We start from the raw sequence: 22,384 nt of genomic DNA, 5'->3' as shown, positions 1-22,384 counted from the left end.
AATCAGGCAGCCTGGCCCTTGAGCGCGATGCCCTTTTCGGACAGCGCCTGCTGCAGTTCGCCGGACTGGAACATCTCGGTGACGATATCGCAGCCGCCGATGAACTCGCCCTTCACATAGAACTGCGGAACGGTCGGCCAGTTGGAATAGTCCTTGATCCCTTGGCGGAGATCGGCGTCGGCCAGCACGTTGTGGGTTTTGTAGTCCACGCCGATATAGTCGAGAATCTGCACGACCTTGCCGGAGAACCCACATTGCGGGAAATCCGGGGTGCCCTTCATGAACAGCACCACGTCGTTGGTCTTCACTTCATTGTCGATGAATTGTTCGATCGCGCTCATTTTTGTTTCCTTGGGACAAGCGGGTTCAAGGCCCGGATGGCTGCTTCGCAACAAGTATAGTGAAGGCGAGGCACGAATTCCAGAACCGAAAGCGAAATAATCTTGGGCTTCAGCGCCGGGTCTTGGATCGTGCCGCAACGGTGCGGCGCTTGCTCACCTGCTTCTTGGCCGCGCCTGTCGCCTTGGCGACGCGGCCGCTGGCACCCGATGTGGGGCCGGCCTTCCTCGTCGATCGGCTGCGGCTCGAGGTGGTGGTGGAAGGCTTGGCTGTCGTGCGGGTCTTACGCTTGGTGCGCTTCGTGGCGGTGGATTTTCCGGTCGTCCTCTTGAGTATCTCACTCATCGCGCTTTTGACGATGCCCGAGATGAAAGTATCCATCACGCCTGCCATGCCGCTTCCCGTCCGGTCTCGTGGAACCCGGGCGATGGCTTCGCCCTTCGTCGATCACAATAAGACGTGCGTGCCGGTCGTCCACTACAAAATGAAGTCGCCCGCCGCCAGGGTCACGGTGGAGTCCAGCTTTATCGCAAAGTCGGCCTTGCGATCGCCATTCGTGTCGCCGTAAACGAAGGTATCGCTGACGACGATCTTGAAGCGCAGTTCGCCGGCATTGCTGGAAAATGCGTCGTCGCCGATGAAGTCGAACTTCTGATCACCGCCCGCTCGCGAGTCTGCGTCGATGGTCTTGAGCACAATCCTGTCGTTCTGGGCTTGCGTGAAGTCGAAGATCGTATCCTGCCCGGCCGGCTTTGCGCTGCTGTCTCTGGTCGAGACATAGATGAACTGGTCGGCATCCAGTCCGCCGGTGAGCAGGTCGGCACCCCGGCCGCCAGTCAGCTTGTCGAGGCCCGCTTCGCCCCAGAATATATTGGCTTCCTTGCCGCCCATGAGACGGTCGTTGCCGTCGCCGGCAAGTATCTCTCCGTCCAGGCTGCCCTTGCGGCCGTCATACGAGTCGTCGCCACCGAGCGTTCTGATATTGCCGACGATCCGCCCGGTGTTGGTGATCAGATCGCGGCCCGTATGCCCTGAGTCGAAAAAGCCATAGGCATCGCCTTCGGACTGCAGCAATCCGCTATTCTTGAATACAATGGTTTCGGTCGTATTGGCGCCATCCCGAAAAACCCCGAGGAATCCGGCTATGATCGTGCCCGTGTTGATCACTGTGGAATGCGTGTCGGTGGCCGTGCTGGCCAGGGCGATGCCATAGGCCGCGGCTTCGACGTAGCCATGGTTGATCACCGTTGCGTCTGCGCCGTAGCAAGCGATGCCGCCGGCCGAGCCCCCGAGGGCGATAATACGACCGGACTGGCCGACGGTGGCCGAGTTGCCGAAATCAAATATGTCACCCAAGGTTATGCCAAACGCGGAGGCCACGAGGGTGCCATCGATGATCGCCGCATGCTCGGAGCCCGTTCCAGTAATGACATGTCCCGACGTCGAGACGAGCGCCACGTTCTTGCCGACGGTAACGGAGTCGGTGGTTCCCAGATTGACCACCGGGCCGGCACCAACAGTCGAGGGAGGTGTGAGCATGACCATCGCAACCACTCCATTGTTCAGGGCAGGGGTTGCGGAGTATGATCGCTCAGTCGCCGGATTCCAATCCGTGGAAAGCAAGAAATTCGCGGCTTGCGCGCAAGATCGAATGCAGCGCCCTGGGCGTCAGGGTGCCGCCGCATTCCACCCGGAGACGCTCAATCCGGCGCTGACGTCTGCAGCGCCAGAGCATGCAGCACGCCGCCCATGTTGCCCTTGAGCGCCTGATAGACCATCTGGTGCTGCTGCACGCGGCTCTTGCCGCGGAATTGTTCGGCTACGACTTCCGCAGCGTAATGATCGCCATCGCCGGCGAGATCGCGGATCGTCACCTTGGCGCCGGGAATGCCTTCCTTGATCATGTCTTCGATGTCGCCCGGATTCATCGGCATCCGCAGTCTCCTTACTCGGTCGGCGGAAGTTCGCCGCTCATGAAGTCAGGGAACCACGATTCATGGGCCTTTTGCAATTGTTCAATTGCGGTCGGGCGGGCATTGCCGAGCTTGACGGTCACGCCGCCGGTCGTGCCGATCAGCGGCGCGAAGATGCCGCGCGTCTCCGCGATCTCCTGCACCTCGTCGAGATCGTCGCGCCGGACTGTGAGGACATAGCGGCCCTGGTCCTCGCCGTAGAAGACGGGGATAGGGTCGGCACCCTCGACCTGATTGATATCGGCGCCGATGCCGGATGCCATGGCCATCTCGGCGATCGCCAGTGCCAGCCCGCCCGAGGAGCAATCATGCACAGCCGTTGCCAGGCCATCGCGGATCAATTCGCGGACCAGATCGCCGACGCGCTTCTCGTGCTGCAGATCGACATAGGGCGGCGGGCCGTCGGTACGTCCGTGGATGTCGCGCATATAGACGGACTGAGCGAGATGCGTACCCCATGAAGCCGGCGCGCCGATCAGCAGGATTGGCTGCTCTTCCTCGGCAAAGCGGGCACGGCCCATGCGCAGCCAGTTGTCGATCAGGCCGACGCCACCGATGGTTGGGGTCGGCAGGATGCCCTTGCCGTGGGTCTCGTTGTAGAGCGACACATTGCCCGAGACGATCGGAAATTCGAGCACAGTGCAGGCCTCGCCGATGCCCTTGATGGCATGCACGAGCTGGCTCATGATCTCGGGCTTCTCGGGGTTGCCGAAATTGAGATTATCGGTGGCGGCCAGCGGCAGGGCGCCGGTGGCGGTCAGGTTGCGCCAGCATTCGGCGACCGCCTGCTTGCCACCCTCGAACGGATCGGCCTCGACATAGCGTGGCGTCACGTCCGAGGAGAAGGCCAGCGCCTTGTGTTCATGGCCTTCGACCCGCACGACGCCAGCGTCTCCACCCGGAAGCTGCAGCGAATTGCCCTGGATCAGCGTGTCGTATTGCTCGTAGACCCAGCGGCGCGAGGAATTGTTGGCCGAGCCGACCAGCGTGATCAGCGCATCGGCGACATCGGCCTGCGGCACGTCGTTGGCAGCCAGCGGCGCCGGCTTGACCAGCGGCGTCCAGGGACGATCATATTCCGGTGCCTGATCGCCGAGATCCTTGATCGGAAGGTTGGCGACTTCCGTCCCTTGGTGGATGACGCGGAAGCGGAGATCGTCGGTCGTCTTGCCAACGATGGCGAAGTCCAGCCCCCATTTGACGAAGATCGCCTTGGCGACCTCTTCCTTGGAAGGTTCGAGCACCATGAGCATGCGCTCCTGGCTCTCCGACAGCATCATCTCATAGGCCGTCATCTGGTCTTCGCGCACCGGCACCGTGTCGAGATCGAGCTCGATGCCGAGATCGCCCTTGGCGCCCATTTCGACAGCCGAGCAGGTGAGGCCGGCCGCCCCCATGTCCTGGATCGCGATCACCGCGCCGGTCTTCATCAGTTCGAGGCAGGCTTCCAGCAGGCACTTTTCGGTGAAGGGGTCGCCGACCTGCACGGTCGGGCGCTTCTCCTCGATCGACTCATCAAATTCAGCCGAGGCCATGGTCGCACCGCCGACGCCGTCGCGGCCGGTCTTGGCGCCGAGATAGACGACAGGCAGGCCGACGCCCTTGGCTTCGGAGAGGAAGATCGCATCGGACTTGGCAAGGCCCGCCGCGAAGGCGTTGACCAGGATATTGCCGTTATAGCGCGCGTCGAACTCGACCTCGCCACCAACCGTCGGCACGCCGAAGGAATTGCCGTAGCCGCCGACACCGGCGACGACGCCCGCGACCAGATGCCGGGTCTTTGGATGGTCAGGCGCGCCGAAACGCAGCGCGTTCATCGCCGCCACCGGCCGCGCGCCCATGGTGAAGACATCGCGCAGGATGCCGCCAACGCCGGTCGCCGCGCCCTGGTAGGGCTCGATATAGGAGGGATGGTTGTGGCTCTCCATCTTGAAGACCACGCAGTCGCCGTCATCGATATCGACGACGCCAGCATTTTCGCCCGGTCCCTGGATGACCCGCGGTCCTTTGGTCGGCAGTGTCTTCAGCCATTTCTTCGAGGATTTGTACGAACAATGCTCGTTCCACATCGCCGAGAATATGCCGAGTTCGGTGAAAGTCGGCTCACGGCCGATCAGCGAGAGGATGCGCTCATATTCATCCGGCTTCAGGCCGTGGCTGGCAATGAGGTCTGGCGTAATCGGGCGGTCGTTGGAAACGGTCATCGGGCTCTCAAGGGGAGGGGTTGAGGACTTCGCGCCCCCTATAACCCAAGCTGTTCGCAAGCGCGACAGGAAAATGGTTGAATCAACAGCGTTGGGAGGGCTTGGGCGTCGCGGATACACCGCACACCGCTCAGCTCACACCGATATAGGCCGACGGTCCATCATCCAGCAGGCGGCGGAGAGTGGACATACCCTCTTCGATCGCCGGGCGATTGGTGCCCTCGCTGAAGCTGATGCGGACCCGGTGATAGACCCGGTCCGAGCGCCCGGCCTTGAACTCGTCCTCGTCGTCGATGAGGACGCCTTCGTTAAAGGCTGCTTGCTTGAACGTGCCCGACAGCCAGGGTTCCGGCAGTTTGAGCCAGATAAAGGGCATATTCGGATGGGAGCGGAAGTCGTGGCCCGCGAAGATACGCCGGGCAATCGCCTCTCGCGCCTGGATTTCCGCGATGACCTTGCCGCGAATTTCATGGGCCACGCCCGAAAGCACAAGCCGCGACGCAAGTTCTGCCAGGACGAAGGGCAGGCCGCCGGTGACCAGCTTCTGCGTGACGCGAACCCGCTGCGCGAAGTGGACCGGGCAGGCGACCCAGGCGCCGCGCACGCCGGCCGCGACGGACTTCGACAGGCCATTGGCGAGGAACGTGCGATCCGGTGCGATCTGCGCCAGGAGCGGAATATCGTCGTCGATCATGCCGCCATAGATATAATCCTCGATCAGCCAGACATTGTACCTGCGGGCAATGTCGGCGATCTCCCGCCTGCGGCTCTCGGGCAGCACCGCAAGCGTCGGGTTCTGCCCGGATGAGATGATGAACGCCGCCTTGGGATGCTCGCGCACGCAAACGCGTTCGAAATCCTCGGGCAGTATGCCGTTCTCGTCGGAATCCACCAGCGCGATCTGGCGGCCGGTCAGCATGGCGCTGCGCGCGACCTGCGAATAGGTCAGATGTTCGCTGACAATCCTGTCGCCGGGACCCGAAACGGCGGCAATGATGGCGGTGATCGCGGCGTGCACACCCAGTTGCGGGATGATAGATGAGGCCTCTGGTGCCCAATCGCCTTTGGCGAGCCATCGGCGGCCCGCTTCTTGCCAGTCCGGCGAGAGGACGCGGGTATAGCTGGCGATCTCGCGGGGATTGTTTGTGGCGATTTCCATCATCAACTGCCCGATCGCTGCGGACTGGCCGACATCGGCCGCGGCGGTGGTGTCGAAGCGCAGCTTGCCGGGCGGCGGCGACATGGAGCGCGTGCCGCCGAAATTGGCCGTGATCGGATCCTTCAAATTCTGGTTGGAGGCGAGGCCAGGCTGAACATAGGTGCCGCGACCTACCTCTCCGTTGACCAGCCCGCGTTCGCGCAGTAGCGCGTAGGCGCGGGTGATTGTCCCGATTGTCACCCCGAGGTCATAGGCAAGGTCACGCTGGGGCGGCAGCTTGGTGTCCGCCACCAGCTTGCCGACCTTGATATCGGCTTCCGCACTATCCGCTATGCGCACATAGAGCGGACCTTTGCGGTTTTCGATCTCAGGAATCCAACTTGTCACCATGACAATTCTCTACATTGTATTCTTTTTTAGGTCAAGGCATAAGAAATTCAGGTACAATATTCCTCCCAAGGATACCGCAATGACGACAATAGAGACAATTGCTACAGGATTTGCAGGCCGGCATCCGCCGGTCTCAACGGGGTTCACATTGCTGAGCGCGCTCTGGGCGGGCTTTCTCAGGCACAGGGAGCTCCGGCATACCCGCATCGATCTGATCGAACTGACCGACGATCAATTGCGCGACATCGGCATCACGCGTGAGGCCGCCGACCGCGAAGCCGCGCGTTCTGCGATCGCATACTACATGCACAATGGGCGTTGAACTCGTTGTCGGCTAGCAGTCCTTGCCGCCCCGTGCCCAGCGGTTGACGTCCTTGCTGACGCGGGCATGGATGGCGGTATCGGACATCAGAGGCCCGAAGGCGTCGAGTTTTGCAGGATGCCCTTGCGCCTGGATGACAAGAAGCGGCCGCGATTCCGGTGAATGCTTCTTGACGATCAATATGCGCGGCGTGCCGGTGAAGGAGTTCAGCTCCGGTGCCAGCCGGTAGGCGGTGAAAGCCGGATCCTTGGACTTGAACCAGCAACGATTGGCGCCGAGCGCCACGCGTTCCATGACCGGCAGCGCGCCCACATTCAGCGCCGAAACCGGTTCCTTGGCCGTCGAACAGGCAGCGAGCAGCGCAAGCATGGATAGGGCGGCGAAAAGGGCGAACTGGCGCATGGAGCTACTCCGGCAACGGGCTGTTTCGCTCCTCTTAGCGTCCAAAGCTTAAGCAGCCATGACTTCGAGCGCCGAGGCGAAAATGCCGCGGCCATCGGTGCCGCCATGCGCCGCTTCGATCAGGTTTTCCGGGTGCGGCATCATGCCGAGCACATTGCCCTCGGCGTTGATCACGCCGGCAATGTCCTTGATCGAGCCGTTCGGATTGGTGCCGGCGGCATAGCGGAACACGACCTGGCCTTCACCTTCGAGCTTCGCAAGCGTCTCCTCGTCGGCAAAGTAATTGCCGTCGTGATGGGCGACCGGGGAGCGAATTATCTGGCCCTTGTCATAGGCGCGGGTAAAGGCCGTTTCGTTGTTGACGACTTCGAGCTTCACTTCGCGGCAGACGAATTTCAGGGAGGAATTCCGCATCAGCGCACCCGGCAACATGCCAGCCTCGACGAGGATCTGGAAACCGTTGCAGACGCCGAGAACCTTGACGCCCTTGTCCGCCTTGTCGCGGATCGCCTGCATCACCGGCATACGGGCTGCGATGGCGCCGCAGCGCAGATAATCGCCGTAGGAAAAACCGCCGGGAATGAGGATCAGGTCGACATCCGGAATCTCGGTCTCGGTCTGCCAGATCGTCACCGGCGCATGGCCGGAAATCTTGGTGAGCGCCGCGATCATGTCGCGGTCGCGATTGAGGCCCGGAAGCTGGACGACGGCTGATTTCATTGGTTTGTCTCCGTGACGGCGGACAGATAGTCCGGAGGAACTTCGTGGGTGAGCCATACGCCATTGTCTGCGGCGAAGAAAGCATAACCTGCGGCCTGCATGGCGCGGGAATCGACTTTCAACAGGACATGCGGCCCCTTGCGGCGGATCGCGACGGTGCGGGCGGTTTCGATATCCGGCGATAAATGCACATGGGTTCGGTTCATAGGCTTCAATCCCGAGGTGCCGATTGCCTGCCACGCCTTGCCGGACGTGCCATGGTAGAGGATATCAGGCGGGGACCGCGGCTTGAGCCCGAGATCGACTTCAACGGAATGCCCCTGCGCGGCACGAATCCGGTCGCCCGCAAGAGTGAAACGCTTCTTGGGATTCTCGGCGATCACGCGCTGGATATCCGCATCAACTATGCCGAATTTTTCACAGAGCTTGCCGCTCAGTTCGGAATAATCCGTCCAGCCCTCGGCATCGAGCGCAAGGCCGAGTTCCTGCGGCGCGTGGCGCAGCACGTAGCTCAGGAACTTGGAGATTTCGGTGTCGCTGGCGGGCATGGTCAGTTATGCGGATCGAACGGCGATTGCGGCATTTCCTGGAAGTCTCGGAGTTCCAGACGCTTCTCGATCTGGTCGAGACGATCTTCGATCCTGTGAACCAGTTCATACAAATTGTTGAGATCGCTCTGATGCGTGGTCACCATTCGCCGCAGCGAATGGCACTCCGATCGCAAATCTCTGATCGCCAAGTCCGATTTGTCATTACGCTGATGAAGCCGCCGAAGTACCTCATGAAGGAGTTCCTGACTTACCTCAGTCATTCGGCAGCATCCATGCGCTTGAAGCGATCACCAAACAGTTTTCGTTTCAAAGCCTCGGTCTTCGCTTGGCCCTCCGCAAGCTCGCGATTTGTTTCCCGCATGAACGCAACAGTCTCTTCGAGAGAGAGGGCCAGACCTGCAACCTCCGACTCAAGCTTAAGAAGCTCTTCGTATATCTCTTGCGTAACCTTGGCCACGTGAGCCTCCAACCTCTACCCGAGGTTGATAGTATAATTCTCGATCACCGTGTTGGCGAGGAGTTTCTCGCACATCGCCTTGAGGTCGCTCTCGGCCTTCGCCCTGTCGTCGTGCTCGATGGCGAGATCGAAGACCTTGCCCTGGCGGACGTGATCGACGCCCGAAAAACCGAGCGAGCCGAGCGCGCCCTCGATTGCCTTGCCCTGCGGATCCAGAACGCCGTTCTTCAGCGTCACGACGACACGTGCCTTGATCATTTTCCCCTCAAACTCAAATCTTGATTACTTTACAAGGACCGGGCCGCTGGCGCGGATCGGTTCGTTCTCATTGATGATGCCGAGACGGCGCGCGACTTCCTGATAGGCGTCGAGCAACCCGCCGAGATCCTTGCGGAAACGGTCCTTGTCGAGCCGTTCCTTGGTCTCGATGTCCCACAGGCGGCAGGAATCCGGCGAGATCTCGTCGGCCAGGATGATGCGCATCATGTCGCCCTCATAGAGCCGGCCGCATTCGATCTTGAAATCGACCAGCTGGATGCCGACGCCGAGAAAGAGACCGGTGAGGAAATCGTTGATGCGGATGGCGAGCGCCATCACGTCGTCAAGTTCCTGCGGGCTTGCCCAGCCGAAAGCCGTGATATGCTCTTCGGACACCATCGGGTCTTCGAGCGCATCGGACTTGAAATAGAATTCGATGATCGAACGCGGCAGGACCAGGCCTTCCTCGATGCCGAGGCGGGTCGAAAGTTCGCCGGCGGCGACATTGCGCACCACCACTTCGAGCGGGATCATCTCGACTTCGCGGATCAACTGCTCGCGCATGTTGAGGCGGCGGATAAAATGCGTCGGAATGCCGATGCGGTTCAGATGCGTGAAGACGAATTCGGAGATCCGGTTGTTGATGACGCCCTTGCCATCGATGATTTCATGCTTCTTCTTGTTGAATGCGGTCGTGTCATCTTTGAAGAACTGCACCAGCGTGCCCGGCTCTGGACCTTCGTAAAGGATTTTTCCTTTACCCTCGTAAATCCGGCGGCGGCGGTTGTTCATCTTCTTCTCTTTTTTGTTGGCGGCCAGACTCAGGCGAGAGCGACCGCGGGACTTGTTTTACGCGTCCATAAACGAAAAGCATGCATTTCACAATCATGCTTCAGGCCGATCTCCTGATTTCAGCCTTGTTCGACGAGGTCGTCTGAATCTCGTATTGCACTTTGCGCCCCTTTCGATTTATGTGCGACCACTCTATATTCAAGGCTCAGAGATCAGGGAGATGAACATGGTCACCATGCAGGATCGCGAAAAGGCGTTCGAGAACAAATACGCCCACGACCAGGAAACCAAGTTCCGGGTGATTGCCCGCCGCAACAGGCTTCTCGGCCTGTGGGCCGCCGGACTGCTCGGCAAGGCGGATGCTGATGCGGCTGCCTATGCGGTGGAAGTTGTCGCCTCCGATTTCGAGGAAGCCGGCGATGAGGACGTGGTCCGCAAGGTAGCCGGCGATCTCAAGGCCGGTGGCTTGTCGCAGTCCGAGGACGACATTCGCGCCAAGCTTCTCGAGCTTTTGCCCGTCGCCGTCGCACAGATCGAAGCCAGCTGATACCGGCTCGATACCCGCAAGACATTGAAGCCGTCCTTCGGGGCGGCTTTTTTATGTCGAGATATCAGGCCTTCAGGCGCGACAGGAACTGCGCGAAGACCATGGTGCCTTCGGGCCACGGACCGTGCCCCGACTCGGGATTGATGTGACCGGATTCGCCGGCATCCACCAACAGCGATCCCCAGGCATTGGCGATATCGCCGGCATGTTCATACGATCCATGCGGATCGTTGCGGCTCGCAACGAGCAGCGACGGAAAGGTGAGCGGCTCGCGCGGATAGGCGCCGAATTTCCTCAGTTCGTGAGACTTGGCGCCGGGCCGCGCCATATCTGGCGGCGAAACGAGGAAAGCGCCCGCGACCTTGTCGCCGCAGAGCGGCAGCGCCTGGATCGCGGCCGCGATGCCGAGCGAATGCGCGACCAGCACGACGGGCCTCTCGGCCGCCTGGATGGTCTCGGCAATCGTTCCCACCCAGTCGTCCCGCACAGGGTTCTCCCAGTCGGATTGCGAGACGCGCCGCGCCGACGAGAGCTTCGCCTGCCAGCGGCTTTGCCAGTGGTCGTCGCCCGAATTGCGGTGGCCGGGAATGAAGAGGATATCGGCTTCTGAGGCTTTCATGCGCCGACAGATGTGTTCGAACCCCACCAAAGTCAAGACTTTCGCTTCGCAACCGCAGCATCATCATTGCTTGCGCCCGACGGGAACGACGCTAAGGTTCATTTAAGAACAATGGCATGAACGGGAGGAACATCATGCTGGGAACCATGCAGGAATGGCCGCTGCTCTGTCACAAGATCATCGATCACGCCGGCACCTGTCACGGCGATCGCGAAGTTGTCTCCCGTTCGGTGGAGGGACCGATTCACCGCACCAACTATCGCGAGGTGCGTAAGCGTTCGCTTCAGTTCGCCAAGCGGCTGACGATGGAAGGCGTCCGTTCGGGCGAGCGGATTGCCACCATGGCCTGGAATACCTGGCGTCACCTGGAGGCCTGGTATGGCATAACAGGCATCGGCGCCGTCTATCACACGCTCAATCCCCGGCTTTTTCCCCAGCAGATCATCTGGATCATGAACGATGCCGAAGACCGCATGCTGTTCGTCGATCTAACCTTCCTGCCGCTGATCGAAAAGATCGCGGCCGAGGTTCCCTCTCTCCGCAAAATCGTCGTGCTGACGGACGCGGCGCACATGCCGGCGACCACGCTCGCCGATGTGATTTGTTACGAGGAATGGCTGGCCGAGGCCGATGACGACTTCGACTGGAAAAGCTTCGACGAACGGACCGCCGCTGGCATGTGCTACACATCCGGCACGACGGGCGACCCCAAGGGCGTGGTCTACTCGCACCGTTCGAATGTCATCCACGCGATGACGTCGGTATTTCCCGATGTGATCGGCATGTCGTCGGGCGATTCGATGATGCCGGTCGTGCCCTTCTTCCACGCCAATGCCTGGGGCACGGTGTTTGCGGCACCCATGTCCGGTGCCCGTTTTGTCTTGCCCGGTCCTGGAATGGATGGCAAATCGATCTATGAGTTGCTGACCAAGGAGAAGGTCACGGTGACGGCGGCGGTGCCGACCATCTGGCTCATGCTGCTGCAATATCTCGAAAAAGAGAGCGGCAAGCTCCCCGATCTTGACCGCGTCTTCATCGGCGGATCGGCCTGTCCGCGTTCGGTAATTGACGCCTTCCAGACGAAATACGACGTCAAGGTGCGCCACGGCTGGGGCATGACCGAGCTCTCGCCGATCGGATCGGTCTGCGTGCTCAACGCCGATCACGACGAACTGACGCCTGCCGAGCGTCTCGACGTGCAGTGCAAGCAGGGCCAGCCCTTCTTCACGGTGGAGATGAAGATCACCGACGATGACGACAAGGAGCGACCCAAGGATGGCAAAACCTTCGGCAGGCTGAAGGTGAGGGGGCCGGCAGTGGTCGATCATTATTTCAAGCGCCGCAGCCCCGAACAGTTCGGCGAGGACCACTGGTTCGATACCGGCGATGTCGCCCATATCGATGAGCATGGCTATATGCAGATCACCGACCGGTCGAAGGACGTGATCAAATCAGGCGGCGAATGGATTTCCTCGATCGAGCTCGAAAACCTCGCGGTCGGCCACCCCCAGGTGGCGGAGGCCGCGGTCATCGGCGTGCCGCATCCGAAATGGGACGAGCGACCGCTGCTGATCGTCATCCGCAAGCCCGACCAGATGCCGTCACGCGAAGATATCCTCGGCTTCATGCAGGGCAAGGTCGCGAAGTGGTGGATGCCCGACGATGTCGTCTTCGTCGATTCGATCCCGCACACCGCGACCGGCAAGATTCTCAAGACCGAGCTGCGCGAGCAGATGAAGGATTACCGACTGCCGGACGCCTAGCGGTCCCATTCCACCGCCATGCCGACGGACGCAGGCGATCACATCCTTTTGAGATCGTTCAAGATATCGACGACATCTGCGACAATCCGTGCTAATTTAGCTTTGCGTGGTCGCGCGGTTGACCGCGCTCATGCAGGCCAACTTCCGTCGATGGAGGAATTGCCATGACTGCGCTTCACATTGTTTCCGATGCGGAAGGCGAAGTACCCCGCCCGAATATCCGAAAGATCGGCATGCTCGAAGTTTTCGATGCGCTCCACCGGGGCTGGATCGATTTCCGCGAGAAGCCTTCGCACTACGTGTTCCTCTGCCTTCTCTATCCCGTCGCTGGCTTAGTCCTCATGGCCTGGAGTGCCGGCGCCAACCTGCTGCCGCTGATGTTCCCGCTGGCATCCGGTTTCGCATTGGTGGGCCCCATCGCCGCGCTCGGTCTCTATGAAATCAGCCGCAAGCGCGAACTTGGCCTGGACCCGTCATGGCGCGAGGCGCTTGAAGTGCGCAAGTCGCCCGCCTTGTTTTCGATCGCCGCTGTCGCGGCCGTTATGTTCGCGATCTTCGTCGGCTGGCTCGTCATTGCACAGCTGATTTACGAGGCCTATTTCGGCGTCGATTACAATCTGACGACATCTGAATTCTTCCAGAATGTGCTGGGCACATCGTCCGGCTGGGCGATGATGTTCTGGGGCGATCTCATCGGTCTGGTTTTCGCGATCGTGGTGCTTGCCATATCAGTGGTGACCTTCCCGCTGCTTCTCGAGCGTGATGTCGGTGCGGTTTCGGCGATCTGGACCTCGATCAGGGCGACCGCCGCCAATCCTTTACCAGTCTTTCTCTGGGGGTTGATCGTGGCGGTGCTGTTGTTCATTGGCAGCATTCCGATCTTCGCCGGCCTTGCCGTCGTGCTTCCGGTTCTCGGCCATGCGACGTGGCACCTTTACCGCAAGCTTGTCGAGCCGCCCGCGCTGGACAACCGCGTCAACCCCTGACGCGCCTGACAAGGGGAGCGCAGCCCGCGCTCCCCTATTTGTTTCTTCTCAGCCGAACACGCGCTTGAAGATCGTGTCGACATGCTTGGTGTGATAGCCGAGGTCGAATTTTTCGCGGAGATCGGCCTCGGAGAGCGCTGCGACCACCTCCGCATCGGCGAGAAGTTCTTCCAGGAAATCCTTGCCCTGTTCCCAGACTTTCATCGCGTTGCGCTGCACCAGCCGATAGGCATCCTCGCGGGAGACGCCGGCTTGCGTAAGGGCAAGCAGCACGCGCTGAGAATGAACAAGCCCGCGGAACTTGTTCATATTCTTCATCATGTTATCAGGATAGACAAGCAGCTTGTCGATGACGCCGGTCAGCCGCGCCAGCGCGAAATCCAGCGTGATCGTCGCATCCGGCCCGATCATCCGCTCGACGGAGGAGTGCGAAATGTCACGCTCATGCCAGAGCGCTACATTCTCCATCGCCGGCATGGCGAACGAGCGCACCATGCGGGCAAGGCCGGTGAGGTTTTCGGTGAGCACCGGATTGCGCTTGTGCGGCATGGCCGACGAGCCCTTCTGGCCGGGTGAGAAATATTCCTCGGCTTCCAGCACTTCCGTGCGCTGCAGATGGCGGATCTCGGTAGCGAGTCGCTCGACCGACGAAGCGACAACACCGAGGGTCGCGAAGAACATTGCATGGCGATCGCGCGGAATGACCTGGGTCGAAACCGGCTCCGGCTTGAGGCCGAGCGCCTTGGCGACATATTCCTCGACGCGCGGATCGATATTGGCGAAGGTGCCGACGGCGCCGGAAATCGCGCAGGTGGCGATCTCCTCGCGCGCCGCAACCAGTCGCGCCCTGCAACGCTCGAACTCGGCATAGGCGAGCGCCAGCTTGACGCCGAATGTGGTCGGCTCGGCATGAATGCCATGGCTGCGGCCGATCGTGACCGTATCCTTGTGCTCGAAGGCGCGGCGCTTGAGGGCTTCCAAGAGCTTGTCGACATCGGCGAGCAGGATGTCGCTGGCGCGGACGAGCTGCACGGAAAAGCAGGTGTCGAGCACATCCGACGACGTCATGCCCTGGTGCACGAAGCGGCTGTCCGGTCCGATGAATTCGGCGAGATGGGTGAGGAACGCGATCACGTCATGCTTGGTGACAGCCTCGATCTCGTCGATGCGCGCCACGTCGAAGACCGCCGCATTGCCCTTTTCCCAGATGTTCTTCGCGGCCTCCTTCGGGATCACGCCGATCTCGGCCAGCGCCGTGCAGGCATGCGCCTCGATCTCGAACCAGATGCGGAAGCGGGTTTCCGGCGACCAGATGGCGACCATGTCGGGGCGGGAATAGCGGGGGATCATCGGCGGAAGTCCTTGAATGGAGGCGAGGTTGCCGCCCCTTTAACAAATGGTGGCGCCAAGCTCAATGCGACTTGTGATCTTGGCTACGCGCAAACCATAGGCCGAAGCCCAGGAAACAGAGCAGCGAGAAGGGCCAGTAGTAATAGATGCTGTCGACGGAATACTGATAGATCGCGCCGGCGGAGGTGAAGGCGAACTGGAAAAACCAGATGATATTGGGGAAGCTCGCATGCCAATGGGAGTAGAACACGCGGTATTGCAGGGCGAAAATCCCGGCCGTCGCCGTGTGGGTGGCGAGTAGGATAATCAGCGTCCCGCCGATGAACCGCGCCATCCAGCCTTTGCAGCCAAACAGAAATCTCGCAAGCATCAGGCCGGGCGCGAAGCCCAGCGACCCGCCGTAGAAATAGAGCGCGACTACGGCGAGCGGCGAGGCGGTCAACAGACCATTATGAGTCCAGATCGAAGCCACCGCCGAGATCGCCATCAGCACACCCCAGGCGGCGGAACCAAACAGCACGACGTTGGCATCCGGCACCGCATCGTGGAGTCGCGTGCCGAGCCTGCGGAAAAAGCCTTGCTGGACCTGTCGTTGACCCGCCTCGATATCCGTCATCCCTAAGGCCCGTAGGGATTGACGGGCACGGCGATCCACCGGCGATCATTGCCCTCGAAGCCGGAACTGCCGACCAGGATCATTGCTATCATCGTCTCCTCCCGGATTTCGGAGGAGATTACCGCGCCGATGCTGTATTCGTTGGCGCAGGAGCGGCTCGCCGGCACTGCCGTATCTTCATGCAATTCCTTGTCTACGGCCGCGCCCTGATACTCCGTCAGCTTCAGGGTGAAGCCTGTATATTCGCCCGTCATGTTGAGGCAGGATTCCGTCGGCGGGAACTTGTGCTCCGTCAGCACCAGCGTGTTGGTGTAGCTGTGGGGCGGCGCCGAGACATAGGAATGGAAGCGGACCTTGTGGCCGTCGCTGTCAAGTTCCGAAGGCGGATTATAGACGACGATGACGCCGGGATTTTCCGCGACCTTGTATTTTTCGATCAGCGCCGCGGCCTTGGTGCGCGACATGCTGCGAATCCTGGGCAGCGGCAGTTCCTCATCGACCCGCGTCCGGATCGGCGTTCCCGGTAGGAAGACGTCCTTCTCGATATCGATGAAATAGACCGTGGAATAGGGAAGGCCCGAGCCGTCGAAAAAGCCGTATTCCTCGAAGGCGAAGACCCTGCCGTCGGGCGAATAGCCGAGAACGTTGAGCGAGGCAGTGTCGCCGGCGATGGCGGGTGTTGAAAAACCTATGACAAATGAAAGTAGAAGTCCGCGAAACACCCCCCTCTGCCCTGCCGGGCATCTCCCCCTCAAGGGGGGAGATTGGATGGAGTGCGCTCCTCGCCTTCGAAACTGCCGTTGTATGTGGGGCCGTAGATAGGAGATGATGCCGCTTATGCGTCCTTCTCTTCGGAGTGCGGTGGCGACCGCAAGCCGATCTCCCCCCTTGAGGGGGAGATGCCCGGCAGGGCAGAGGGGGGTTAACCACGCAATGAGGCGCTTCATGCCTTAGCTTTCTCCGCCTCCTGCCGCAGCCGAGCGATGTTTGCGCGATAGTCCGCGAGTCCCGCGCCCTTGTAAATGGCCGAGCCCGCGACGAACACATTGGCGCCGGCGCCTGAGGGAATGCCGATCGTCTCGGCCATGATGCCGCCATCGACTTCGAGCTCGATCGGCCGGTCGCCGATCATCTTGTGGACGCGCCGTATCTTCTCCGTTGTCGCATCGATATATTTCTGGCCACCAAAGCCCGGGTTCACCGTCATGACGAGAATGAGATCGATCTGGTCGAGCAGATATTCGACGGCACTTTCCGGTGTTGCCGGATTGATCGCCACGCCCGCCTTCTTGCCGAGCGCCCGGATGGCCTGCAGCGACCGGTTGAGGTGTGGTCCGGCTTCGGCGTGCACGGTGATGATATCTGCACCGGCCTTGGCGAAGGCTTCGAGATAGGGATCGGCCGGCGTGATCATCAGGTGGCAGTCGAACACCGCCTTGGTCAGCGGCCGGAGCGATTTCACCACATCGGGACCGAAGGTGATGTTGGGCACGAAATGCCCGTCCATGACGTCGAGATGCACCCAGTCGGCGCCCGCTTCGATGACGTCGGTCACTTCCTGGCCGAGCTTCGAAAAGTTCGAGGCGAGGATTGAGGGCGCGATGCGCACGGGTCTGGACATGGTTTCGGACTCCCTTGGATGGAGGCCGCATATCATCCGTTGATGGCAACGGCAATTGCGTCGCGCGCCGAATGGTTCAGGCCATCAGGCTTTCCACCGCTTTGACCGGCGCTTCATTGGCGGCCGGCCCGAAAACGCGTTCGAAATTCTGCCTGATCAGGATATCGACATCGCTCATCATCACCAGCAGGCCGAGATCGATGAGGCTGGTCACGCCATAGCCCGATATGCCGCAGGGCACGATGCCCGAGAAATGCTCGAGCTCCGGATCGACGTTGAGCGAAAAACCATGAAAGCTGACCCAGCGGCGTAGACGAATGCCGATCGCCGCGATCTTGTCCTCAGCGGTCAAGCCGCCGGGCAGGGGTGGCCGCTCCGGCCGCTGGACCCAGACGCCGACGCGATCCTCGCGCCGCTCGCCCTTCACATTCATGTCGGCGAGCGTGCCGATCACGACATCTTCGAGTGCCGAGACGAAGGCGCGCACATCCTGCCGCCGCCGCTTGAGGTCGAGCAGCACATAGACGACCCGCTGGCCCGGCCCGTGATAGGTATACTCGCCGCCTCGGCCCGTCTGATGCACGGGAAATTTTTGCGGTGCGAGTAGGTCCTCGGGGTCGGCGCTCGTGCCGGCCGTATAGAGCGGCGGATGCTCGACGAGCCAGACGAGCTCGTCCGACTTGCCATCGGCGATCAGCGCCGCCTCGCGTTCCATCTCAGTGACCGCGTCCTCATAGCCAACTGGCTCTTCGGAAATACGCCAGCGCACCGGCGGCGAGCCGGGCGCGGGCAGCATGGATGTGGTGATATCGGAGCGGTGCATGGCTTGGCCTTCGAATGACGATCCTGCCTATGTGGCGTCATTTGCCGCCAAGCGCAAGATTTTCGAAGTGGTCGGGCGGTGGCGATGCGGTCGCAGATGTGGGGCAGAAATAGGCATGTTCCCAATGTAACAGCCCTGGCGACCATGCTGTGCTAACCCATACCTCACACAAGCAAAGGGATTTGCGCCATGACCAAGTATTTGGCTCTCATCATCGCCGGCGGCTGCGCCGCCATCTCGTTCTCTATGTCGTTTCCGCTTCCGCTGTAGTCGCGACCCCTCAGGGAATGGCAAAAACGGTGATCTCATTAGTGACGCCGCGCAGCGCGACATTGCGCGAGAGGGGGCTCAGGCCGCGATCGGTGAGCAGGCTCGACGCCTGCGGATCATCCAGGACCGAACTCGTGGCGAATATTTCCTGCGAGGTCGCGAGATGCTGGACGCGCGAGGCGATGTTGACCGTCTGGCCGAAATAGTCCTGCCGCTCGTTAAGGCTGACCGCGATGCACGGCCCTTCATGAATGCCGATCTTGAGCAGCAGGTCTTCCTTGTCATTTCCCGCATTGAGCCTGCCCATGGCGTCGCGCATATGGATGGCCGCCGAGAGCGCCTTGTCGGGCGTGGGGAACGTCGCCATCACCGCATCGCCAATCGTCTTGACCACGGCGCCGGCTTCCGCCGCCACAATATCCTGCAGTATGCTGAAATGCGTTTTCACGAGATCGAAGGCAGCAAGGTCGCCGACGCGGTCATAGAGTTCGGTGGAACCGCGCAGGTCCGTGAACAGGAAAGTCAGGCTTGTGATCTTGAGCCGTTGATCGACCCCGATCGTATCAGTCCGATAGATGTCACGAAAGGTCTGGTGCGTGAGCAGCCGGTTCGCGGTCAGGAAGGGGCGTCGCTTACCCAGCATATCGTGAAGCGCATCATTCGCCAGGCAGACCGAGGGCAGGGTGCGGACATCGGCATGATTTTCCACTTGAATGCGCACCGGGCCAGGCTGCAGCTTGATCACTTCGCTATGGGCCTGGGCCCTGTCGTAAACGATTGACAAGGTCCTGCGATCCTTGGTCGCCTCGCCCGAGACATCGAGGAATTGGACCGCATGTGTCACCGGTTCGAAGACGATGACATAACCGGCCGGTAACTGAAGCGAAATGACGCCTTTCTCACTGGGCGGTAGTTCCAGAGCGTCCACAACGAACTCAGAGACTTTTTCGTAGTAGTCGTCCTCGGGTAGATCGACGCCGGAGCCCCAATATTGCTGCCGGAAATATTCCTCCGGCGACAGCTGGTGAGGATCGTGTCCCTCGATATGGCGGATGCGCGGGCTCACTGTGAAGGTCACGTCCACCATCTCGTCGAGTGTCGGTTCATAACCGGCGGCACATAGCGTGCATGTATAGGTCGAGCTCTGCACCGTTTTCAGTGAGGCATTGGCATCGAGCACGCCGCCGCAGCCCGGACACAGGATATTCCACGACATGTCGAAAATTCCGAGCCGCGACGCATGCAGGAAACATGCGATCGTCGGCTCTTCGTCGAAGCCATTGCTGGCGGCAAAAGCCAGTGCATTGACGCGATTGAGCTTGCGATCGGGTGCCTCCCGCACCAGCCGCTCAAGTCCGTCAACAATGTGCGGTTGCGCGGATTGGCGCAACACTTCAAACAATGACTGCGTCTCGCTCATGGTGAGAGCTTATACTTAATTTGCGGCAGTATAAGCGATTTTTTTGAATTGTCGGTGGACGGTGCCCCATCCGCGCTGATAGCCGCCCAAATCGTTGCCACCGCTTTTGGTGTGATGATCAACACGATCAAGGTGGCACTGTGAGGACAGTGATTTCAGAGCCAGGTCTACCTCATGCGGGGTAAACGTGCCGGTGCCTTCGCGGCCCTGACGATTTTAGAAAGGGTGGTGTCCGCTACTTCTTTCTGCCGATCACATCATCCGTGTTGGCAAGCAGTTTCCTCACCGCAAGCCTGGCGGCATTCGGTTGCTTCAGGCGGATCTTCTGCTCGATCGCTTCATGCATCTTCTGGGCATGTCGCAAGCTGTTCACCTCACGCGTCACGTGGACGAAGAGATTGTTGAGGGCGGATTCGATCATCGCGCCCAGCGGCACGAGAAGGTCGTTTCCGGATGCCTTGAGGATTGCCATGTGGAACCGGGTGTCGGCGCGCGTGCGTTCGGAAAGCGTGGAGGCTTCGCCCATCTCCTTCAGCGCCTTGCTGATCTCGTCCATCTGATCGTCATTGCGCCGGATGGCAGCGAAGGCTGCGGCCTCGGGTTCGATAATGTATCTGAACTCTTGCACCGTGGCGAGAAATGCCTGCCGGTCCGGCGCACTGGAATACCAGCTCAGCACATCGCGATCGAGCAGGTTCCAGCGTTCCTTCGGCTCGACCCAGCTGCCGACCTTGGGGCGTGACGCGAGCAGGCCCTTGGCCATCAGCATCTTGATCGCCTCGCGCACCGCCGACCGGCTGACGCCGAATATTTCCGACCACTTCGCCTCGTTGGGCAGGATGCTGCCCGGCGGATACTCACCCTGCACGATGAGCAAGCCGATCTCCTGGGCGATTGACGTATGGACGCTCGAGCCGGCGATACGGCTGCCTTCCAGGCCGCGTGGAATGCTTGCGTTTTCGACCCTGCCGGTTTTCCTGGTTGTCGTGTCGGCTCCGTTGTCTGGCATATCAGTTCCGAAATCACACCTTATCCATCGGTTTCGCGACCTGCGCGAATCCGGTCAAAAGCTACCGCCAAGACAATGAAGCTGCCCACGAATGCTCCCTGCCAGAATGTACTTATCCCAAGCAGTGTCAAGCTATTGCGGATGATCTCGATGAGTGCCGCGCCCACCACCGAACCGAACACGGTGCCGGCGCCGCCCATCAGATTTGCGCCGCCGATGACTGCTGCCGCGATGACGCTGAGCTCCATCGACTGGCCGAGATTTGTCGTCACGCCGCCAAGCCATCCTGCCTCCAGGACGCCCGCGATGCCCGCCAGTAGTGCGGAGAACATATAGACTGTGATCTTCAGCCGCCGCACGGCGATACCGGTCAGCACCGCTGCCTTCTCGTTGCTGCCGATGGCAAAGACGTGGCAGCCCCAACGCGTCCATTTCAAAATGAGGCCGGTGGTGACGGCGAGAAGAAAGAGCGCGATCACCGGATTGGCGATGCCGAAGGTGGAGCCGCCGCCGAGCCAGAACAGCCGCGCTTCATCGGGGCCGAACTGGTAGATCATCTTGTTTTGTGACAGCACCATCGCGGCACTTCGCGCGACGGAAAGCATGCCCAGCGTGACGACAAAGGGCGGTATTCTGAGATAGGCGATCAGCATGCCGTTGATGGCGCCGACGAAGAGCGCGACGATAAGTGCCGCGCCGGCACTTGCCCAGAGCGGATAACCCGCATTCATGCAGATCGCCAGCACCATCGCCGACAGGCAGAGGATCGAGCCGACGGAAAGGTCTATGCCGCCGGATATGATGACAACCGTCATGCCGAGTGCGACGATCGCCACGAAGGCGAAATTGCGCGTCACGTTGAACAGGTTCTGCGGTGTCGCGAATGTGTCGGTTATCACGCTGAGCGCCAGGCAGGCCAGAAGCGAAGCGACGAACACCCAGAATTCCGGCTTCGAAAAGATCAGCGACAGCCGCGTGTGGGTCTGCCGGTCGATCGCCTTGTCGATTTCCATGGTCATATCGGTGTCACCCTTCCATCATGCCAGTTCGATCGCGCCGGTTATCAGGCCGGTGATCTCCTGGGGTGACGAATCCGCCGCACGCTTGTCGGCAACCTTGGTACCGCGACGGAGCACAACGATACGGTCGGCCACGGCAAACACGTCGGGCATGCGGTGGCTGATCAGGATGACCGCGACGCCCTGCCGCTTCAATTCGCGGATCAGGTTGAGCACTTCCTCGACCTGGCGGACGGAAATGGCGGCGGTGGGCTCGTCCATCAGCACGATATCGGCCGACGAGAGGCGCGTTCTGGCAATCGCCACCGCCTGTCGCTGGCCGCCGGACATCTGCCGTACGAGATCCCTCGGCCGGGTTTCCGACTTGAGTTCCTTGAAAAGCTTTCCCGCGGCCTCGTTCATGCCGCGATAGTCGAGGATCTTGAACGGGCCGATATTGCGCGTCAGTTCGCGGCCGAGGAAGACGTTGACCGCCGCCGTCAGGTTGTCGCAGAGCGCCAGATCCTGATAGACGATTTCGATGCCGTTCTCGCGCGCCTCGACGGGTTTGTGAAACGACACCTCGCGGTCCTTGATGAAAATCTGGCCATGCGACGGCCGGAAGTTCCCCGCGATAATCTTGACCAGCGTCGATTTCCCCGCGCCGTTGTCCCCCATCAGCCCGATCACTTCACCTTGCTCCACCGTCATCGAGACGTTGTTGAGCGCGTGAATTGCCCCGAAATGCTTGGAGACCTGCTCAAGTCTCAGTACCGCCATACACTCCTCCTCTGC

27 protein-coding genes are annotated in these 22,384 nt (G+C 60.7%); 4 read left to right on the top strand and 23 right to left on the bottom strand.

Going from position 1 to position 22,384, the window contains the following annotated elements:
* Window positions 1-2 precede the first annotated feature (2 nt).
* The 6 genes from grxD to ACSQ26_RS12355 form a co-directional block, all read right to left on the bottom strand.
* A complete protein-coding gene (gene grxD, locus ACSQ26_RS12380) occupies window positions 3-341 on the bottom strand; it encodes a Grx4 family monothiol glutaredoxin (RefSeq protein WP_436009149.1) in 339 nt (112 codons plus the stop codon).
* A 109-nt stretch (window positions 342-450) separates the two neighbouring features.
* Window positions 451-732: a hypothetical protein gene (locus ACSQ26_RS12375; RefSeq protein ID WP_436009147.1), complete on the bottom strand. Its 282-nt coding sequence runs from the start codon at window positions 730-732 to the stop codon at window positions 451-453.
* An 84-nt stretch (window positions 733-816) separates the two neighbouring features.
* A complete protein-coding gene (locus ACSQ26_RS12370; protein WP_436009145.1) occupies window positions 817-1,884 on the bottom strand; it encodes a calcium-binding protein in 1,068 nt (355 codons plus the stop codon).
* A 155-nt stretch (window positions 1,885-2,039) separates the two neighbouring features.
* Window positions 2,040-2,273: a BolA/IbaG family iron-sulfur metabolism protein gene (locus tag ACSQ26_RS12365; protein ID WP_436009143.1), complete on the bottom strand. Its 234-nt coding sequence runs from the start codon at window positions 2,271-2,273 to the stop codon at window positions 2,040-2,042.
* 11 nt (window positions 2,274-2,284) lie between these two features.
* Window positions 2,285-4,516 carry a phosphoribosylformylglycinamidine synthase subunit PurL gene (purL, locus tag ACSQ26_RS12360; RefSeq protein ID WP_436009141.1) on the bottom strand — a complete coding sequence of 744 codons (2,232 nt, stop codon included), beginning with the start codon at window positions 4,514-4,516 and terminating at the stop codon, window positions 2,285-2,287.
* Between the two features lie 130 nt (window positions 4,517-4,646).
* On the bottom strand, window positions 4,647-6,062 hold the full coding sequence (locus ACSQ26_RS12355) for a PLP-dependent aminotransferase family protein (RefSeq protein ID WP_436015236.1): 1,416 nt from the start codon (window positions 6,060-6,062) through the stop codon (window positions 4,647-4,649).
* 82 nt (window positions 6,063-6,144) lie between these two features.
* On the opposite strand from ACSQ26_RS12355, the gene ACSQ26_RS12350 reads away from it, so the two are divergent.
* Window positions 6,145-6,387: a DUF1127 domain-containing protein gene (locus ACSQ26_RS12350; RefSeq protein WP_436009139.1), complete on the top strand. Its 243-nt coding sequence runs from the start codon at window positions 6,145-6,147 to the stop codon at window positions 6,385-6,387.
* A 12-nt stretch (window positions 6,388-6,399) separates the two neighbouring features.
* Here the strand turns inward: ACSQ26_RS12350 and ACSQ26_RS12345 are convergent, their stop codons facing one another.
* From ACSQ26_RS12345 to purC, 7 genes are all read right to left on the bottom strand, one after another.
* Window positions 6,400-6,789: a hypothetical protein gene (locus tag ACSQ26_RS12345; RefSeq protein ID WP_436009137.1), complete on the bottom strand. Its 390-nt coding sequence runs from the start codon at window positions 6,787-6,789 to the stop codon at window positions 6,400-6,402.
* Window positions 6,790-6,837: 48 nt separating this feature from the next.
* Window positions 6,838-7,509 carry a phosphoribosylformylglycinamidine synthase subunit PurQ gene (gene purQ / locus ACSQ26_RS12340; RefSeq protein WP_436009135.1) on the bottom strand — a complete coding sequence of 224 codons (672 nt, stop codon included), beginning with the start codon at window positions 7,507-7,509 and terminating at the stop codon, window positions 6,838-6,840.
* Window positions 7,506-8,063 (bottom strand): RNA 2'-phosphotransferase, encoded by a 558-nt coding sequence (locus ACSQ26_RS12335; protein WP_436015234.1) that lies wholly within the window; start codon window positions 8,061-8,063, stop codon window positions 7,506-7,508. The genes purQ and ACSQ26_RS12335 overlap by 4 nt, the downstream gene beginning before the upstream one ends.
* Complete coding sequence (locus ACSQ26_RS12330; RefSeq protein ID WP_436009133.1) at window positions 8,060-8,203, bottom strand: hypothetical protein; 144 nt, start codon at window positions 8,201-8,203, stop codon at window positions 8,060-8,062. Before ACSQ26_RS12330 ends, ACSQ26_RS12335 begins: the two co-directional genes overlap by 4 nt.
* A gap of 113 nt (window positions 8,204-8,316) precedes the next feature.
* On the bottom strand, window positions 8,317-8,517 hold the full coding sequence (locus tag ACSQ26_RS12325) for a hypothetical protein (RefSeq protein WP_436009131.1): 201 nt from the start codon (window positions 8,515-8,517) through the stop codon (window positions 8,317-8,319).
* A gap of 15 nt (window positions 8,518-8,532) precedes the next feature.
* Window positions 8,533-8,775: a phosphoribosylformylglycinamidine synthase subunit PurS gene (gene purS, locus ACSQ26_RS12320; protein ID WP_436009130.1), complete on the bottom strand. Its 243-nt coding sequence runs from the start codon at window positions 8,773-8,775 to the stop codon at window positions 8,533-8,535.
* Between the two features lie 24 nt (window positions 8,776-8,799).
* Complete coding sequence (purC, locus tag ACSQ26_RS12315) at window positions 8,800-9,567, bottom strand: phosphoribosylaminoimidazolesuccinocarboxamide synthase (RefSeq protein WP_436009128.1); 768 nt, start codon at window positions 9,565-9,567, stop codon at window positions 8,800-8,802.
* A 226-nt stretch (window positions 9,568-9,793) separates the two neighbouring features.
* On the opposite strand from purC, the gene ACSQ26_RS12310 reads away from it, so the two are divergent.
* Window positions 9,794-10,114: a DUF1476 domain-containing protein gene (locus tag ACSQ26_RS12310; protein WP_436009126.1), complete on the top strand. Its 321-nt coding sequence runs from the start codon at window positions 9,794-9,796 to the stop codon at window positions 10,112-10,114.
* 64 nt (window positions 10,115-10,178) lie between these two features.
* Here the strand turns inward: ACSQ26_RS12310 and ACSQ26_RS12305 are convergent, their stop codons facing one another.
* Window positions 10,179-10,733 (bottom strand): RBBP9/YdeN family alpha/beta hydrolase, encoded by a 555-nt coding sequence (locus ACSQ26_RS12305; protein WP_436009124.1) that lies wholly within the window; start codon window positions 10,731-10,733, stop codon window positions 10,179-10,181.
* A gap of 134 nt (window positions 10,734-10,867) precedes the next feature.
* Here ACSQ26_RS12305 and ACSQ26_RS12300 point away from each other — a divergent pair, with 134 nt between their 5' ends.
* Together ACSQ26_RS12300 and ACSQ26_RS12295 are read left to right on the top strand one after the other, a co-directional pair.
* A complete protein-coding gene (locus ACSQ26_RS12300; protein WP_436009122.1) occupies window positions 10,868-12,496 on the top strand; it encodes a long-chain-fatty-acid--CoA ligase in 1,629 nt (542 codons plus the stop codon).
* Between the two features lie 164 nt (window positions 12,497-12,660).
* The gene (locus ACSQ26_RS12295; protein WP_436009120.1) at window positions 12,661-13,482 is read left to right on the top strand and encodes a DUF2189 domain-containing protein; all 822 of its coding nucleotides are present in this window, start codon (window positions 12,661-12,663) and stop codon (window positions 13,480-13,482) included.
* Window positions 13,483-13,530: 48 nt separating this feature from the next.
* On the opposite strand, the gene purB is transcribed toward ACSQ26_RS12295, so the two are convergent.
* The 9 genes from purB to ACSQ26_RS12250 all read right to left on the bottom strand — a co-directional run bounded on the left by purB (window position 13,531) and on the right by ACSQ26_RS12250 (window position 22,369).
* The gene (gene purB / locus ACSQ26_RS12290) at window positions 13,531-14,832 is read right to left on the bottom strand and encodes an adenylosuccinate lyase (RefSeq protein ID WP_436009118.1); all 1,302 of its coding nucleotides are present in this window, start codon (window positions 14,830-14,832) and stop codon (window positions 13,531-13,533) included.
* A 61-nt stretch (window positions 14,833-14,893) separates the two neighbouring features.
* On the bottom strand, window positions 14,894-15,448 hold the full coding sequence (locus tag ACSQ26_RS12285) for a hypothetical protein (RefSeq protein WP_436009116.1): 555 nt from the start codon (window positions 15,446-15,448) through the stop codon (window positions 14,894-14,896).
* 2 nt (window positions 15,449-15,450) lie between these two features.
* Window positions 15,451-16,170, bottom strand: a complete 720-nt coding sequence (locus tag ACSQ26_RS12280) for a DUF2259 domain-containing protein (RefSeq protein ID WP_436009114.1) — start codon at window positions 16,168-16,170, stop codon at window positions 15,451-15,453.
* A 221-nt stretch (window positions 16,171-16,391) separates the two neighbouring features.
* Window positions 16,392-17,069, bottom strand: a complete 678-nt coding sequence (rpe, locus tag ACSQ26_RS12275; protein WP_436009112.1) for a ribulose-phosphate 3-epimerase — start codon at window positions 17,067-17,069, stop codon at window positions 16,392-16,394.
* 76 nt (window positions 17,070-17,145) lie between these two features.
* Window positions 17,146-17,892: a lipoyl(octanoyl) transferase LipB gene (lipB, locus tag ACSQ26_RS12270; RefSeq protein WP_436009110.1), complete on the bottom strand. Its 747-nt coding sequence runs from the start codon at window positions 17,890-17,892 to the stop codon at window positions 17,146-17,148.
* A 280-nt stretch (window positions 17,893-18,172) separates the two neighbouring features.
* On the bottom strand, window positions 18,173-19,582 hold the full coding sequence (locus tag ACSQ26_RS12265; RefSeq protein WP_436009108.1) for an adenylate/guanylate cyclase domain-containing protein: 1,410 nt from the start codon (window positions 19,580-19,582) through the stop codon (window positions 18,173-18,175).
* A 235-nt stretch (window positions 19,583-19,817) separates the two neighbouring features.
* Window positions 19,818-20,591 (bottom strand): FadR/GntR family transcriptional regulator, encoded by a 774-nt coding sequence (locus tag ACSQ26_RS12260; protein WP_436009106.1) that lies wholly within the window; start codon window positions 20,589-20,591, stop codon window positions 19,818-19,820.
* A gap of 20 nt (window positions 20,592-20,611) precedes the next feature.
* Window positions 20,612-21,610: an ABC transporter permease gene (locus ACSQ26_RS12255; RefSeq protein ID WP_436009104.1), complete on the bottom strand. Its 999-nt coding sequence runs from the start codon at window positions 21,608-21,610 to the stop codon at window positions 20,612-20,614.
* An 18-nt stretch (window positions 21,611-21,628) separates the two neighbouring features.
* The gene (locus ACSQ26_RS12250; RefSeq protein ID WP_436009102.1) at window positions 21,629-22,369 is read right to left on the bottom strand and encodes an ATP-binding cassette domain-containing protein; all 741 of its coding nucleotides are present in this window, start codon (window positions 22,367-22,369) and stop codon (window positions 21,629-21,631) included.
* Window positions 22,370-22,384 lie beyond the last annotated feature (15 nt).

This window comes from Rhizobium sp. LjRoot254 (assembly GCF_964254105.1).
In the GTDB taxonomy this organism is placed as follows: Bacteria; Pseudomonadota; Alphaproteobacteria; order Rhizobiales; family Rhizobiaceae; genus Rhizobium_E.
This window is presented reverse-complemented; position numbering and strand designations above follow the sequence as displayed.

Bases quoted from the DNA above. Each gene is read 5' to 3' on its own strand.
- grxD (WP_436009149.1), bottom strand. From the start codon at position 341: ATGAGCGCGATCGAACAATTCATCGACAATGAAGTGAAGACCAACGAC.
- ACSQ26_RS12375 (WP_436009147.1), bottom strand. From the start codon at position 732: ATGGCAGGCGTGATGGATACTTTCATCTCGGGCATCGTCAAAAGCGCG.
- ACSQ26_RS12370 (WP_436009145.1), bottom strand. From the start codon at position 1,884: ATGGTCATGCTCACACCTCCCTCGACTGTTGGTGCCGGCCCGGTGGTC.
- ACSQ26_RS12365 (WP_436009143.1), bottom strand. From the start codon at position 2,273: ATGCCGATGAATCCGGGCGACATCGAAGACATGATCAAGGAAGGCATT.
- purL (WP_436009141.1), bottom strand. From the start codon at position 4,516: ATGACCGTTTCCAACGACCGCCCGATTACGCCAGACCTCATTGCCAGC.
- ACSQ26_RS12350 (WP_436009139.1), top strand. From the start codon at position 6,145: ATGACGACAATAGAGACAATTGCTACAGGATTTGCAGGCCGGCATCCG.
- ACSQ26_RS12345 (WP_436009137.1), bottom strand. From the start codon at position 6,789: ATGCGCCAGTTCGCCCTTTTCGCCGCCCTATCCATGCTTGCGCTGCTC.
- purQ (WP_436009135.1), bottom strand. From the start codon at position 7,509: ATGAAATCAGCCGTCGTCCAGCTTCCGGGCCTCAATCGCGACCGCGAC.
- ACSQ26_RS12330 (WP_436009133.1), bottom strand. From the start codon at position 8,203: ATGGTGACCACGCATCAGAGCGATCTCAACAATTTGTATGAACTGGTT.
- purS (WP_436009130.1), bottom strand. From the start codon at position 8,775: ATGATCAAGGCACGTGTCGTCGTGACGCTGAAGAACGGCGTTCTGGAT.
- purC (WP_436009128.1), bottom strand. From the start codon at position 9,567: ATGAACAACCGCCGCCGCCGGATTTACGAGGGTAAAGGAAAAATCCTT.
- ACSQ26_RS12310 (WP_436009126.1), top strand. From the start codon at position 9,794: ATGGTCACCATGCAGGATCGCGAAAAGGCGTTCGAGAACAAATACGCC.
- ACSQ26_RS12305 (WP_436009124.1), bottom strand. From the start codon at position 10,733: ATGAAAGCCTCAGAAGCCGATATCCTCTTCATTCCCGGCCACCGCAAT.
- ACSQ26_RS12300 (WP_436009122.1), top strand. From the start codon at position 10,868: ATGCTGGGAACCATGCAGGAATGGCCGCTGCTCTGTCACAAGATCATC.
- ACSQ26_RS12295 (WP_436009120.1), top strand. From the start codon at position 12,661: ATGACTGCGCTTCACATTGTTTCCGATGCGGAAGGCGAAGTACCCCGC.
- purB (WP_436009118.1), bottom strand. From the start codon at position 14,832: ATGATCCCCCGCTATTCCCGCCCCGACATGGTCGCCATCTGGTCGCCG.
- ACSQ26_RS12285 (WP_436009116.1), bottom strand. From the start codon at position 15,448: ATGACGGATATCGAGGCGGGTCAACGACAGGTCCAGCAAGGCTTTTTC.
- rpe (WP_436009112.1), bottom strand. From the start codon at position 17,069: ATGTCCAGACCCGTGCGCATCGCGCCCTCAATCCTCGCCTCGAACTTT.
- lipB (WP_436009110.1), bottom strand. From the start codon at position 17,892: ATGCACCGCTCCGATATCACCACATCCATGCTGCCCGCGCCCGGCTCG.
- ACSQ26_RS12265 (WP_436009108.1), bottom strand. From the start codon at position 19,582: ATGAGCGAGACGCAGTCATTGTTTGAAGTGTTGCGCCAATCCGCGCAA.
- ACSQ26_RS12260 (WP_436009106.1), bottom strand. From the start codon at position 20,591: ATGCCAGACAACGGAGCCGACACGACAACCAGGAAAACCGGCAGGGTC.
- ACSQ26_RS12255 (WP_436009104.1), bottom strand. From the start codon at position 21,610: ATGACCATGGAAATCGACAAGGCGATCGACCGGCAGACCCACACGCGG.
- ACSQ26_RS12250 (WP_436009102.1), bottom strand. From the start codon at position 22,369: ATGGCGGTACTGAGACTTGAGCAGGTCTCCAAGCATTTCGGGGCAATT.